The sequence below is a fragment of the Tardiphaga sp. genome (assembly GCF_044336785.1).
Classification (GTDB): domain Bacteria; phylum Pseudomonadota; class Alphaproteobacteria; order Rhizobiales; family Xanthobacteraceae; genus Tardiphaga.
Genome location: NZ_JBIIOT010000026.1, coordinates 23,230 through 37,075 on the forward strand (window position 1 = coordinate 23,230; position 13,846 = coordinate 37,075).

Annotated in this window: 13 protein-coding genes and 1 tRNA gene; 5 read left to right on the plus strand and 9 right to left on the minus strand. The window is 61.7% G+C overall.

Features of this window, described 5'->3' with window-relative positions:
* Positions 1 to 6 precede the first annotated feature (6 nt).
* The 3 genes from ACIQ2A_RS10105 to ACIQ2A_RS10115 all read left to right on the plus strand — a co-directional run bounded on the left by ACIQ2A_RS10105 (position 7) and on the right by ACIQ2A_RS10115 (position 1,886).
* Positions 7 to 438: a heme-binding protein gene (locus ACIQ2A_RS10105; protein WP_398478502.1), complete on the plus strand. Its 432-nt coding sequence runs from the start codon at positions 7 to 9 to the stop codon at positions 436 to 438.
* 12 nt (positions 439 to 450) lie between these two features.
* Complete coding sequence (locus ACIQ2A_RS10110) at positions 451 to 1,419, plus strand: metallophosphoesterase (protein WP_398478504.1); 969 nt, start codon at positions 451 to 453, stop codon at positions 1,417 to 1,419.
* A 98-nt stretch (positions 1,420 to 1,517) separates the two neighbouring features.
* Positions 1,518 to 1,886: a hypothetical protein gene (locus ACIQ2A_RS10115; protein ID WP_398478506.1), complete on the plus strand. Its 369-nt coding sequence runs from the start codon at positions 1,518 to 1,520 to the stop codon at positions 1,884 to 1,886.
* Positions 1,887 to 2,180: 294 nt separating this feature from the next.
* On the opposite strand, the gene ACIQ2A_RS10120 is transcribed toward ACIQ2A_RS10115, so the two are convergent.
* The 3 genes from ACIQ2A_RS10120 to ACIQ2A_RS10130 all read right to left on the minus strand — a co-directional run bounded on the left by ACIQ2A_RS10120 (position 2,181) and on the right by ACIQ2A_RS10130 (position 5,077).
* Positions 2,181 to 2,960 carry an enoyl-CoA hydratase/isomerase family protein gene (locus tag ACIQ2A_RS10120; protein WP_398478508.1) on the minus strand — a complete coding sequence of 260 codons (780 nt, stop codon included), beginning with the start codon at positions 2,958 to 2,960 and terminating at the stop codon, positions 2,181 to 2,183.
* A gap of 45 nt (positions 2,961 to 3,005) precedes the next feature.
* Positions 3,006 to 3,656: a glutathione S-transferase family protein gene (locus tag ACIQ2A_RS10125; protein ID WP_398478510.1), complete on the minus strand. Its 651-nt coding sequence runs from the start codon at positions 3,654 to 3,656 to the stop codon at positions 3,006 to 3,008.
* Positions 3,657 to 3,808: 152 nt separating this feature from the next.
* Positions 3,809 to 5,077, minus strand: coding sequence for an acyltransferase family protein (locus ACIQ2A_RS10130; protein WP_398478512.1), 1,269 nt, complete (start codon positions 5,075 to 5,077; stop codon positions 3,809 to 3,811).
* A gap of 258 nt (positions 5,078 to 5,335) precedes the next feature.
* Here ACIQ2A_RS10130 and ACIQ2A_RS10135 point away from each other — a divergent pair, with 258 nt between their 5' ends.
* Complete coding sequence (locus ACIQ2A_RS10135; RefSeq protein WP_398478514.1) at positions 5,336 to 5,542, plus strand: hypothetical protein; 207 nt, start codon at positions 5,336 to 5,338, stop codon at positions 5,540 to 5,542.
* Positions 5,543 to 5,617: 75 nt separating this feature from the next.
* On the opposite strand, the gene ACIQ2A_RS10140 is transcribed toward ACIQ2A_RS10135, so the two are convergent.
* The 6 genes from ACIQ2A_RS10140 to ACIQ2A_RS10165 all read right to left on the minus strand — a co-directional run bounded on the left by ACIQ2A_RS10140 (position 5,618) and on the right by ACIQ2A_RS10165 (position 11,675).
* Positions 5,618 to 5,693 (minus strand) — tRNA-Lys (locus tag ACIQ2A_RS10140).
* Positions 5,694 to 5,865: 172 nt separating this feature from the next.
* Positions 5,866 to 6,519, minus strand: a complete 654-nt coding sequence (locus ACIQ2A_RS10145; protein ID WP_398478516.1) for a Spy/CpxP family protein refolding chaperone — start codon at positions 6,517 to 6,519, stop codon at positions 5,866 to 5,868.
* A gap of 131 nt (positions 6,520 to 6,650) precedes the next feature.
* Complete coding sequence (locus tag ACIQ2A_RS10150; protein ID WP_398478518.1) at positions 6,651 to 7,976, minus strand: TRAP transporter large permease; 1,326 nt, start codon at positions 7,974 to 7,976, stop codon at positions 6,651 to 6,653.
* Positions 7,973 to 8,617 carry a TRAP transporter small permease gene (locus ACIQ2A_RS10155; protein ID WP_398478520.1) on the minus strand — a complete coding sequence of 215 codons (645 nt, stop codon included), beginning with the start codon at positions 8,615 to 8,617 and terminating at the stop codon, positions 7,973 to 7,975. Before ACIQ2A_RS10155 ends, ACIQ2A_RS10150 begins: the two co-directional genes overlap by 4 nt.
* A 118-nt stretch (positions 8,618 to 8,735) precedes the next feature.
* Positions 8,736 to 9,752 carry a TRAP transporter substrate-binding protein gene (locus ACIQ2A_RS10160; RefSeq protein WP_398478522.1) on the minus strand — a complete coding sequence of 339 codons (1,017 nt, stop codon included), beginning with the start codon at positions 9,750 to 9,752 and terminating at the stop codon, positions 8,736 to 8,738.
* Positions 9,753 to 10,106: 354 nt separating this feature from the next.
* On the minus strand, positions 10,107 to 11,675 hold the full coding sequence (locus ACIQ2A_RS10165; RefSeq protein WP_398478524.1) for a 2-isopropylmalate synthase: 1,569 nt from the start codon (positions 11,673 to 11,675) through the stop codon (positions 10,107 to 10,109).
* 480 nt (positions 11,676 to 12,155) lie between these two features.
* On the opposite strand from ACIQ2A_RS10165, the gene ACIQ2A_RS10170 reads away from it, so the two are divergent.
* Complete coding sequence (locus tag ACIQ2A_RS10170) at positions 12,156 to 13,049, plus strand: dihydrodipicolinate synthase family protein (RefSeq protein WP_398478526.1); 894 nt, start codon at positions 12,156 to 12,158, stop codon at positions 13,047 to 13,049.
* Positions 13,050 to 13,846 lie beyond the last annotated feature (797 nt).

A 13,846-nucleotide genomic window follows, 5' to 3' on the forward strand; every position in this document is an offset into this window, starting at 1 on the left:
ACCCACATGCCCGATCTCTCGCTCGACATCGCCCGCAAGATCCTCGACGCCTCCCTCGCCAAGGTCATCGAGATGAAGCTGAAGCCGATGGTCATCACGGTGCTCGATGCGCGCGGTTGCGTGAAGGCCTCATTGGCGCAGGACGGCACCAGCCTGATGCGCGGTGAAGTCGCCCATGGCAAAGCCTATGGCGCGCTGGCGATGGGCCTCGGCTCGCGCGCACTGTTCAAGCGTGCCGAAGAGCAGCCGTTTTTCATCGATGCCGTCAACACCATGGCGCGCGGTGCACTCATTCCCGTGCCCGGCGGCGTGCTGATCCACGATCAAACCGGCGGCCTGCTCGGCGCGGTCGGCATCTCCGGCGACACGTCGGACAATGACGAGATCGCGGCCGTCGCCGGCATCGAGGCCGCCGGCCTCAAGGCGAGCACGGGCTAGGACGCGAGCGCGTTGGCCCGGCCACCGCATATCCCGCCAGACGACAGCGCATTGCGCCCGCTGATGGATCGCATCGGCGCGGCGCATGTGCAAAAGCGGCTGGAGATCGAAACCCATCGCGATCACCAGTTGTTCGGCCAGGGCCGATTGTTCTTCAATCTGGAGAACTGGCTGACGGCACCGCCGATCGTCCGCACCGGATTGAAGCTCACCGGCCTCTATGCGCGCGCGCGCCGCGAGGCCGACCACGTGACCGTGCGCGAGAATGTGGTGACGTCTTCTCGCCTGCCCGCAGCTTTCGACGGCTTTACCATCCTGCATATCAGCGATCTCCATGTCGATCTGAGCGAAGAAGCGCTGAAACATCTCGTCTCCTTCGTCGGCGATCTCCATTACGACATCTGCGTGCTGACCGGAGACTATCGCGGCAAGACTTTCGGGCCATTCCAACGCGCCATCGATGGTGTCGGCGAACTCCGCGCTCAACTGCACGATCCAGTATTTGCGGTGCTCGGCAATCACGACACCATTCGCCTCACGCCTGCGCTCGAAGCGATGGGCATCCGCATGATGTTCAACGAGGTCGAGACGATCACGCGCGGCGATGCGAGCATCTACCTTGCCGGCGTCGATGATCCGCATTTCTATCTCGCCGATGACATCCCGAAAGTCGCGGCGCAGATTCCGAAGGACGCTTTCTCGATCCTGTTGTCGCACACGCCAGAAACCTACAAGGAAGCGGCGGAGCACGATTTCGATCTGATGCTGAGCGGCCATACCCATGGCGGCCAGCTCTGCCTGCCCGGTGGCTATGCCATCAAGCTGGAGGCCGTGCTGCCGCGCCATATGGGCAACGGCGCATGGCGTTACGGGACACTTGCGGGCTACACGTCGGTCGGCGTCGGTACCAGCTTGCTGCCCGTCCGGTTGAATTGTCCGCCGGAAGTGACCCTCCATCGCTTCGCCAGGAGCGTTGATTAACCTCCATATCGTCTTCCGATTGCGTGCAACCGCGCAGATAGCTACCGATTTGGGGTATTGCCGCCCGATGGCTGGGCTTCTTGCGAGCGGAACCAACCGTGAATTTGATTCAAGACTTGCGCGACCTCGACGGGGTTGCCGTCGAATTCTCCAAGATCGCCCCCGGAGGCTTTGTCGTTGTTGATATCGACGGCACTGAGCAGTTGATCTCACGCCAGCGTTGGGAAGCGCTGCCCGTTTGGGGCACTCAAAAAACCCCGCGCCGGACGTTCTCCGGCCCCAGTCACAGCGCATTGGTTATTGCATTGGTTGGCTTGTTGATAGCGCTGTGCGAGAGCCTCGCGTGGTTAATCGGTCGCGCTCTGTCTGCCGGTGCCGCGGTCAATCGCATGATGCAAAGGAAGGTCCAACATTGGATTTGCATCGCTGCTTTAGTGGATCATACGGACCTGATCTCATCCCTGTAACGACCGCGAAAAGCGCGCTGCGCGCCGACACCTCTTCGGCCAGCCCACGACACCATAAAATCTCCGGCGCGCACAATCTTGACATGCCGGGCGGCATAAATGCACATTTATTTACCAGCGGTTAAGCATAACCAAGTATAGTCAGCCTCGTGGCAAACTTATTGGATGGCTGAAATGGCTTCATTCAATCAGCTTTTACGTCTGATCAGCCTGCCGATCGCCGGCTGCGTCTTCCTGCTAGCCGTTCAACTCTCCACCGGCATGGCATTTCGATAACGGCCACGATGCCGGGCTTCACTTGCCCGGCCAGACCGGCTTGCGCTTTTCGGCAAAAGCCTTGAGGCCTTCCTTCGCATCTTCCGTCATCGAGAGAATGGCAATCTGGCTTTCCAGATAGGCGATGCTCTCGTCGAACGACATCGATGCGATGGCGCGCATGGCATATTTGCCGCGGCGGATCGCGGTCGGCGACTTGTCGCTGATGCGTGCGATCAGCCAATCGACCTTCGCATCGAGTTCGGCCGCCGGCACGATATGATTGAGCAGCCCGGCATCCTGCGCTGTGCGTGCATCGAACGGCTCGCCGGTGATGCACCATTCATTGACCAGACGGCGCGGCGCGATCGACTGCAGCAGCGCCAGCACCTGCATCGGGAATACGCCGACCTTCACCTCCGGCAGACCGAAGATTGCAGTGTCGGCGGCCACGGCCATGTCGGTCATGCACAGAAGGCCCATGCCGCCGGCCATGCAGACACCGTTGATGCGGGCGATCGCCGGCTTGGTGGCGTTCTGCGACAGCCGCATCAGATCGGCGAGATCGCCATTCGGCTTGGCAAAATCCTGCGCGAAGGCCGAGCCTGAATTGGCCAGATCCGCGCCCGCGCAGAATGCCTTTTCGCCTGCGCCTGTCAGCACGATCGCACGTATATCCGCATCGTCATGCGCCCGGCGATAGCCATGCGCGATACCCGCGATGACATCGGCATTCATCGCATTGCGCTTCTCCGGACGATTGATGGTGATCCAGAATGCGGCGCCCTTCTTCTCCAGGATCACGCTGTCATTGGCCATCGGACATGCTCACTCAGTTGAATCGGATGAGACTCGTATAGCGGCTCAGATGCGCCGTTCCAAACCCAGCGCATCGCCTGCGCTATTCTCCGACTCCACGGCGCGCTTGTATCCATCACGAGCACGCAACCGATGCCAATAGGCCGTCACATTCGGCCCGATCTGCGGAGCGAGACCGACGCGCTCCGCCAGCAAAAGCGCATAGCCGACCGAAATATCGGCTGCCGTGAAGCGGCCGCCGCAGACATACTCCTGGCCGCCCATCATCGCCTCGAGGACACGGAGGCGAGCGATGAACCATTTCGAATAATCCTCGGCCACCTGCGCGCTGCGGCGCTCCTCGGGCTCGAACCGCGAATAGCGCAGCACGATGGCTTGCGGGAATGTCAGCGTCGCCTCACCGAAATGCAACCAGTTCAGGAAAGCCCCGTAATCGGGCTCGTCGACCCCGACAGCCAGCGGCGTCGGACCATATTTCGTCACGAGATATTGGGCGATCCCGGCCGACTCGGTCATCCGCGTCTGGCCATCCAGCATCAGCGGAATGGTGCCGAGTGGATTGATGCCGAGATATTCCTTGGCGTGGACGCGTGGCGGAAATGGCAGCATCTTCAGCTCATAGGATAGCCCCAGCTCTTCCAGCGTCCACAGCGGGCGAAACGAGCGCGCGCGGGCGCAGTGATAGAGCGTGATCATCGCGGTTAAGCCTCCCCAGCAGCATGCGGCATTGGCTGCCATTGCATGGGCACTGAGACGCAGCGATGCGGCTTCGTCAAGACCGCATGCGAAGGCGTTGCGGCGGACTCTCGGCATGACCGTACGTCCCGCCGAAGCGGGACTCATCGCGGCTATTTGACCTGATCGGTCCAGGCCTTTGGGCGAGACGATGGAGGCGGCCCATCCCGCTTGTCTTCGGGCGACATGAATGCCATCCGCGCAAAGCTTGCCAGCACGCCGCCCCGCGGCACCGCATTGGTGCCGGTCGCTTCGGATAGCCGAACCTTGCCAAAGCTCTCCTTCAGCTTCGCCATCGGCGTTTCCAGCAGATAAAGGGACAATATCGACAGGCCGAGGGTGACTGCGAAAGCGATCGCCACCATCAGGATCGGCGCCTTGGCGCCGTTCAGCGCGGCATCGTTGATGCCGAGATAGAACAGCACCGGCAAATGAAACACATACATCGCATAGGACATCTGCCCGAGCCAGCGCAGCAGCGAGATCGACAGGATCGCCGTCATCACACGCTTCAGGATGCCGGCATCAAACACCATGGTGGCGACGAAGGAGACGCTGACCATGGCATAGGCGATCAGCGCGATGGTCCAATAGACCGGCTGCGACGTGATGATGCCGAGATTGCGCCCCATCCGGTCGAGCGTAAGCACAACGATCGCGCCGAGAAACAGCGCGAGGCAGCGCCAGCCCCGCAGCGGCTTGTTCTCGAATTCGCGCAGCGCCAGCCAGCCGCCAAGCGACAGCGACAGCATGCGCGTGAACAGCGACATATAGACGACGTCGCCGGCTTCGCGCAGATCGTGATTGAGGAAGATGACTGCCATCACGAGACCGCTGGCGATGGCCAGCAGTGGCACGACGACGCCCATCGTGCGATTGAGCCAGAGACGCGGCACCAGCAGGATCAACAGCGGCCAGAAAAAATAGAACTGCTCTTCCACCGAGAGCGACCAGGTGTGCTCGAGCGGGTTCGGCACGGGATGCAGCGGGTGGTAGAAGTTGAATGTGTAGCTGAGCAGACTGACCGTATCGGCCGTGTTGAACTTGAAGATGAACAGGCAGGCGATCACGGTGAGATAGTAAACCGGGAAGATCCGCAGTGCGCGGCGTATGTAGAAATCCTTGAACGAGATGCGTCCGGTCTTGGCGCGCTCGCGCAGCAGCAATCGGGTGATGAAGAAACCGGACATCACGAAGAAGATGTCGAGCGCGATATAGCCGACGCGCGACAACTGATTGATATGCCAGATGGTATTGTAGAGGCTACTCTCGAGCACCTGTGGGCAGTGACTGAAGATCACCACCACCACGCCGATACCGCGAAAACCGTCGAAAGCCGGGAATTTCTCCAGCTTTTTGCCTGCGGTCGCATTCTCCGACATTACCAAATCCCCGTTTGGATTCGGGGATAGCCAGCGTGGAGACGCGAGGGGTAAAGGGCATTTACATGTCTACCACCTCGCGAAAAAAGTCCGGCCTTAACGTGAATACGGCGTTACGTGAGCGGATGGGAGCTCACGGCGAAGTTGTGACGAGAGGCCAAGCATGGCGATCAGTTACGATCCGTTAAGCACCCTGCGCGACGCTGGGAACGATCGCATTCGACTCAACTTGTTTGGATGAGTGTGAGGGGGACGGTGATGACCCAGATCGAACATCTTCGCGAACAGGCCCAACGCGCCGAACGACTGGCGCGCAATGTGCTGGACGCCGTGACGGTCGCGCGATTGCTGGAAGCATCGGAAGATTATCGGCGGCAGGCCGATCGCCTTGAGCAACGCAACCGCTGCGGAACGATGGCGCAGGAACCGATGCAGCCGATATCGATGGTGCGGAAGATCGATTGATCGAGAGATTTGGTGAATAAGGGAGTGGCTGCGAAGGCCACCTGACGTTCCGTCAAATCATGTCTTGAGGAACGTTGGTGGGCGCACTAGGGCTCGAACCTAGGACCCGATGATTAAGAGTCATCTGCTCTACCAACTGAGCTATGCGCCCGGATCCAATCCGGATATCCCCGCGGGGACGGCTGCGTGTACCAAAGCCCCCCCAGGATGTCCAGCGCGGGCGTCATAAAAAATGCATCGAATTTCGCTTTTGCGAAGAAGCTAAAAAGCCGCTGGGATTCAGCGGCTTTTTCGTTGTTGCGGCAGTGGAAAACTGGAGCGGCTCAGAGCCGTTCCGCGTCCGGCGGATCGTCCTGGCCGAATCCGGGACCACCCGGACCACGATCGCCGTCATCGAAGCCGGGACGATCGAAGCCCGGCGGTGAAAAGCCCGGTCCCTCAAAACTGCCGCGCTCGAAGCCGCCGGGGCCGAAGCCTGGCGGACGCGGGCCGCGATGGCGCCAGCCGCCCTCGCCGCCGCGTGGACCCATATGGGTCAGCACGGCCAGACGACGCTTCTGGCCGTCGTCGAGGGTCTTGTAAAGCGGGTCGGCAGCCTCGGCGATCTTCTTCATGGCTGCGGCCGTTGCCGCCATATCGTCAGCGCGCTTCTGCAGGCGCTCGACGGGATTGGGCGGCGCGGCCTTCGTCGCATCGTCGTCGCGCGTCTTGCGGTCCTCCATGCGCGCATTGGCGCGGTCGATGCGCAGCTTGGCGAAATCGCGCACCGAACTCTCGACCGCCGGCCAGAGCTTGTCCTGATCGGGCGTGAGCTTCAGCCCGGCTTTCACCGCGGCGATGCGCGCATCGGCGAATGCGGCGCGGTCCTCCGGATTGATGCGCATCTGGTGATGCATCCACGGACGGTGCTGGGCATAGACCGCACTGGATCCTGCAATCACCGCAACAGCGGCACCGGCGAGCAACAGCTTCTTCATGGCAACCTCCTTTGAAAGAGCTTGCCGTGAAGATGCGCGCCGATGGGCCCAGCTTCAACTTACGCTTTGGCCATTTGATGTCGCGATATTGCTGGCGCCGCGACGTGTTGCGTCGCGACACATAAATCCTCCTAAAGCATGCCAAGCACGCGCGGCAGCCATAGCGATATCTCCGGAATGAACGTCACCGCCACCAGGAACATCAGCATGGTGAGCAACCATGGCCACACGGCGATGGTGAGTTCCGTGATGCCCATTTTGGCGATGCCCGAGGCCACATACAGATTGAGGCCGACCGGCGGATGGCACATGCCGACTTCCATATTCACCACCATCAGGATGCCGAGATGCACCGGATGCACGCCGAGTTTCACCGCGATGGGGAACAGGATCGGCGCGGTGATGAGGACGATGGATGATGCCTCCATCACATTGCCGGCGACCAGCAGCAGGATGTTGACGAAGATCAGGAACGTCCACCAGTTGACGCCCATATCGACGATCCAGGCCGTCAGCTGCTGCGGGATCTGTTCCGACGTCATCAGGAACGAGAACAGCACCGCATTCGTGATGATGTAGAGGATCATCGCGCTCATGCTGGCGGAGCCGAGCAGCACGCGCGGCACGTCCTTGAGGCCCATGTCCTTGTAGACGAATACCGCGATGATGAAGGCATAGACGGCGCTGACGGCTGCGGCTTCCGTCGGCGTGAACCAGCCGCGATAGATGCCGCCGAGCACCAGGAAGATCAGCAGCAGGCCCCAGATGCATTCACGGAACGCCTTGAAGCGCTCGCCCCACGATGCACGCGGCAGCCGCGGGTAATCATATTTCCACGCACGATAGACCGTGGTGAGGCCGAGCAGCGTCGCCAGCATCAGGCCGGGAATGACGCCGGCGATGAACAACTGCCCCACGGACGCCGAAGTGACGCGGGTGCCATCGGGACCAAGGGCCACGCTGCCGCCGGTCGCCACCGCATAGATCACCATGACGATCGAGGGCGGGATCAGGATGCCCAGCGCGCCCGATGTGGTGATAACGCCGGCGCCGAAGCGTTTTGGAAAGCCTTGCGCGACCATGGCGGGCAACAGGATCGAACCGATCGCGATCACCGTCGCCGGCGATGAACCGGATATTGCCGCGAACAATGCGCAAGCCATCACGCCGGCGAGGCCGAGACCGCCATACCAATGCCCGACCATGGAGGTCGCGAAATTGATCATGCGTTTGGCGACGCCGCCATGGGTCAGGAAATTGCCGGCGAGAATGAAGAACGGGATCGCCATGATCTCGAAATTCTCGATGCCGGTGAACAGCTTCAGCGCCACCGCCTCGATCGGCACTTGCGTGAGGAAGAACAGGAAGGTGAGCACCGTCAGGCCGAGCGCGATCGAGATCGGCATGCCGGTGAGCATCAGCGCAATGAGGAGCGCGAAAATGAACAGCGTGGTCATCGCACGCCCTCCGGCGTCGGACCAACGGCCGTATCGACGTCGATACCTTCCACATGGGTGTGATCGTGGTGCGGCAGGTCATCGAAACGGAAATAGCTGTAGGCGACCTGCAGGAAGCGGAAGCACATCAGATAGGAGCCGAGCGGGATGCAGAGATAGACGATCCAGCTGGGCAATTCGAGATCGGGCGAGGTCTGGTCGGTCTGCGACAGACCGATCACGAAATTCGCGCCCATGGTGCCGATGATGCCGGTGAACAGCGCGCCGCAGAGCAGGCCGAACAGGATGGTGCCCTTGCGCCAGTTCGGCGGCAGTTTCAGCACCAGCACGTCCACGCCCACATGGATGCCGGTGCGCACGCCGTAAGCCGCGCCGAACTTCGCCATCCAGACGAACATGTAGATGCACAATTCCTGCGCCCAGGACAGATGGATGCCGGCGAGGAATTTGTAGACCGCCATCGCGCCCGGCCATGTGCGGTTCGACACCACGAAATCCGTGGTGTAGCGATGCGCCACCGCGATGAAGATCACCACCGTCGCAGCGCCGATCAGCGTCGCGATCAGGGTTTCCTCGAGACGATCGAGGATGCGTAACAGGAATTTCAAGGTTGTTCCCCTTCCCCACACTCTCACCCTCATGGTGAGGAGCGCGCCACTCGGCGCGCGTCTCGAACCATGAGTGCCACACACTCACCTTGCGAGACGCGGCCCAAGCGGGCCGTTCCTCAGGGTGAGGGTCTCAGTTTGTGGCCCGACCTCAGTTGGTCTTGGCGTTGGCTTCCTTCTGGAAATCCGCAATCAGCTGCTTGCCGACGCGCGACGCCATGTCGGCGGTCACCGGCTCCAGCGCCTTCATCCATTCGGCACGCTCTTCCGGGGTCAGCTCGTAGAAGGTCGTGGTGCCGGCCTTCTTCATGGCGACGATGGCGTCATCGTTTTCCTTTTGCGACAGGCCATTGGCATAAGCGGTGGCTTCATCCATTGCCTTTTCCACCTGCGGCTTCACATCCGCCGGCAGGCCATCCCAGAACTTCTTGTTCACGATCACCGCATAGCCGATGTAACCGTGGTTCGAGAGCGTCATGTGCTTCTGCACTTCATGCATCTTCTGCGTATAGACATTGCTCGGCGTGTTCTCATTTCCATCGACCACGCCGGTCTGCATCGCCTGATACACTTCCGAGAAGGCCAGCACCTGCGGGATCGCGCCCAGCGCGCGCATCTGGGCTTCCAGCACCTTGGATGACTGGATGCGCAGCTTCAGGCCCTGGAAGTCGGCGACCTTATGCATCGGCCTGTTCGAGGTCATGATCTTGAAGCCGTTGTCCCAGTAAGCGAGGCCCTTGATGCCCTTGGGCTCGAGCTTGGCCAGCAGCCCCTTGCCGATCGGTCCCGTCGTAATGCGGGTCAGCGCGGCTTTGTCGGGCAGGATGTAAGGCAGATCGAACACCTCGAATTCCTTGACACCGAGCGGACCGAATTTGGCCAGCGACGGCGCCAGCATCTGCACGGCGCCGAGCTGCAGCGCCTCGACTTCTTCCTTGTCCTTGTAGAGCTGCGAGTTCGGATAGACTTCGACCTTCACCTTGCCATTGGTGTATTTCTCGGCGAGTTCCTTGAACTTCTCCGCGCCCTGCCCCTTCGGCGTATTGGGCGCGACGACGTGACTGAACTTGATGACGATCGGCGACTGGGCCTGAGCCGGCCCGACAAAAGCGAGCGCTGCGATCGATGCTGCGGCAGCGATGAACTGGCGCGTGGTAAGGTGGCGCATGGTCTTCTCCCTGGTGGCGCGCGAGCTGTTTCAAATCGCCGCTGCGCTTGGATGCCACAGCAGATGTATCGCCAATACAAGGCGAAGACCACTGCTCCCTTCGTCAGGGGTTGCTGGAAAAGCTTTCCTGCAATGCAAAAACGCGGCGCCTTGCGACGCCGCGTTTCGTTATGCCTCGTCATTGCGAGAAGACTATCGTTGCTGGCAAAGCGTGAATGAGGATAGTGCTCGGCCTGCATGGTTCGAGACGCCCGCTGCGCGGGCTCCTCACCATGAGGGTCTTCTATAGAGCCACACTCCGCCCTCATCCTGAGGAGCGGCCTTCTCAGGCCGCGTCTCGAAGGATGGCGGTTATCAGCTCGCCGCAGCCACCGGCACCGGCTTGTCGCGCTCGCGCTTCATCACGATCTTGTTCAGTGCGCCGAGATAGGCCTTGGCCGACGCCACCAACGTGTCCGGATCAGCGGCGCGCGAGGTCATCGAGCGGCCATCGTGACCCAGCCGGACCGAGACTTCGGCCTGCGCATCGGTGCCTTCGGTGACGGCATGGACCTGATACAGTTCCAGCGTCGCCTCATGCGGTACCAGCGCCTTGATGCAGTTGAACACCGCATCCACCGGGCCATTGCCTTCGGCTTCCTCGATCTTGGTGACGCCTTCGATGTTCAGCTTCATGGTGGCGCGCTGCGGACCATGGGTGCCGGCGATCACCGTCAGCGAGGTCAGCTTGATGCGGTCATGGGCCTGGATGATTTCCTGATCGACCAGCGCCTCGATATCCTCGTCATAGATATCCTTCTTGCGATCGGCCAAAGCCTTCATGCGGATGAAGGCGTCCTCGATCTGGTTCTTGCCCAGCTTGTAGCCGAGCTCTTCCAGGCGATGGATGAAAGCATGGCGGCCGGAATGCTTGCCCAGCACGATGGACGAATGCTTCAGGCCCACCGAGGCCGGCGTCATGATCTCATAGGTCGAGGCGTCCTTCAGCACACCATCCTGATGGATGCCGCTCTCATGGGCGAAGGCGTTACGGCCGACGATCGCCTTGTTGTACTGCACCGGGAACGAGGTCGCGGCCGACACCACCTTCGACGCGCGGGTCAGCGTGGTCGGATCGATGTTATTCCAGTACGGGAATTTGTCGTTGCGCACATTGATGGCCATCACGACTTCTTCCAGCGCCGCATTGCCCGCGCGCTCGCCGATGCCGTTGATGGTGCATTCGATCTGGCGCGCACCGCCATCGAGGCCGGCCAGCGTATTGGCAACCGCCATGCCGAGATCGTTATGGCAATGCACCGAGAAGATCGCCTGATCGGAATTCGGCACGCGCTCGCGGATGGTGCGGAACATGCGGGTGTATTCTTCAGGCGTGGTGTAGCCGACGGTGTCCGGCAGGTTCACCGTGGTTGCGCCGGCCTTGATGACGGCTTCGGTGATGCGGCACAGGAAATCGATGTCGCTGCGGGTGGCGTCTTCCGCCGACCATTCGACGTTGCTCACCATGTTGCGCGCACGGGTGACGCCGGCGACGGAGGCGTCGATCACCTGCTCCGGGGTCATGTTCAGCTTCACGCGCATATGCAGCGGCGAGGTTGCGATCACCATGTGGACGCGGGCACGATCGCCGGCCGGCTTCACCGCTTCGGCGCAGCGATCGATGTCCTTCGGATTGACGCGGCCGAGACCGGCGATCACCGACTTCTTCGAGCGTTTTGCAATTTCGTGCACGGCTTCGAAGTCACCTTCCGACGAGATCGGGAAGCCGGCCTCGATGATGTCGACGCCCATATCGTCGAGCATCTCGGCGATTTCCAGCTTCTCTTCAAAGGTCATGGTGGCGCCGGGGCACTGCTCGCCGTCGCGCAGGGTGGTATCAAAAATGAAAACGCGGTCCTTCTCGGACTTCTGGGTCGTGGTCATGGGATCTTCCTTAAAAATCTGGGCGCGGTTTGCATGAAGGCGCCGGGAGGTTTGCTGGTTCGGTTCGCATCCCCTAAGTGCCCAGGCATGACTGCCCAGCCGGCGCTCAGGGGCCGATAAGGAGAAGCAGACCGCCGAGAAGGAGGTTCGGGAGCGCAGGCGCAAGGACGCGCGGGGCAGCGATGATCGCTCCCGTGTCCCTATCAGCACTGTCGTTCCGAATCAGCATTGCCATCCTTCGAGGTCACGTCTGTGAGTGTCGGCGGAAACCGTTGACGGTTCCTTGCCGGACGCGACGGCCTTGTTCTAAACGCAAAAGCCGCCGCGTCGCAACGGCTAAGAGGGTCAGGAAGACTGACCTATCGTGATCATGTAGGATGGGTTGAGCGCAGCGATACCCATCACCACAGGCGCTTGCGGTGATGGGTATCGCTACGCTCAACCCATCCTACGATTTGCTGCAACTGCGAGGACTCGACCATGAGCTTCACCAAAGGCCTGTCCGCCTTCCCGATCACGCCCATGAACGCCAATGGCCGGGTGGATACGCCGGCCTTGCAGCGGCTGGTGGCGCCACTGGCGGCCGCCAAGGTGGACTCGATTGGCCTGCTCGGCTCGACCGGCTCCTACCCCTTCCTCACCCGCGACGAGCGCCGGCGCGCCACCGATGCGGCGATTGCCGAGGTGAACGGCCGCGTCCCGGTGCTGGTCGGCATTGGCGCGCTGCGGACTGACGAGGTGCTGCATCTCGCCCGCGACGCCAAGGCCGCGGGAGCGGCTGCCGGCCTGCTGGCGCCGGTGTCCTACACGCCGCTCACCCCGGATGAAGTGTTCGAGCTGTTCAAGACCGTCGCCGGCGAGAGCGGCTTGCCGCTGGTGATCTACGACAATTTTGCCACCACGCATTTCACCTTCACGCCGGAGCTGGTCGGCCGTATCGCGCGCATTCCCGGCATCGCCACGCTGAAGGGCACGGCGCCGGATGCCAGCGCGATCGCCGATCATCTCAAGCAGCGGCGCGCGGCGGTCCCCGCCGGTTTCCCCATCGGCTATGCCGGCGACTGGAATGTGACCGAAGCGCTGCTGGCCGGCGGCGAAGCCTGGTACTCGGTCGCGGCCGGCCTGTTTCCGCACAGTTGCCTTGCGCTGACCCGCGCGGCGCTGGCGGGCGATGCGGCCGAGGCGCGGCGGTTGAATGGCGCGCTGCAGCCGCTGTGGGATCTGTTCAAGCAGTATTCGAGTTTGCGAGTGGTGTATGCGGCGGCGGATATTTTGGGGATCACCGATGCGAAGCCGCCGAAGCCGGTGCTGCCGTTGCCGGATGCCGTGCAGGACAAGGTGGCGAAGGTGCTGAAGGAATTGCAGTTGAGCTGATCTTCTCCCTCCCCCAAGCGGCGCAGCCAAGCGCCGCGGGGAGGGTGGATCGATGCGAGCGTTCAGCGAGCATCGAGACGGGTGGGGTCTATCCCCACGCTCTGTTCGTCGTGGGGATAGACCCCACCCGGCGCTACGCGCCACCCTCCCCGCTGCGCCGCTGCGCGGCTTGAGGGAGGGAAACCATGCGCTCCTGCGCGCTACTTCCCGATCAACCTGTCAAACAGCCACGCTCTCGCAATCTCGCGGCGCTTGCGCGTCCGAGGTGTGAACATTTCTCCCCCCGAAACATGAGGGGAGGTGGCACGCCGCAAGGCGCGTTGGGTGGGACTTGACGCTGCCCGTGCAAGCTGGATCGCCAGCAAGCCCAAGCCGCGCAACGCCTTACGGCGCGCCACCGCGACGTCTTGCTAGTCGAAGGACCGTTCTTCCGGGTACTGGGCGCTTCCATTGAAGCCATCCGACGGATTTCTCCGCCTTCGCCCGCACCACGTCCAGCCGCGCTAGCGGCAGGGCCCCGTAGTGGGCCCGGACGGTGACCCCCGACCACCCGAGTGCAGGAGGTACGTCCTCCCCTGCCCGCAGGCGCCGCATCCACGTTCCGCTTAAAGACGCCTCATGAAAGCGCCCCTCACGAACGAGACGGGAAGGATAATGGCAATGATGGGAATTTTGTCAAGAACGAAATAGGAACATAATATTCGCTAATTGTCATCCCCGCGAAAGCGGGATCCAGTACACCAAGCGGCGCGATCTGAGACGTCTGTGTGTACGGGGTTGCCCGGTCAAGTCGGGCA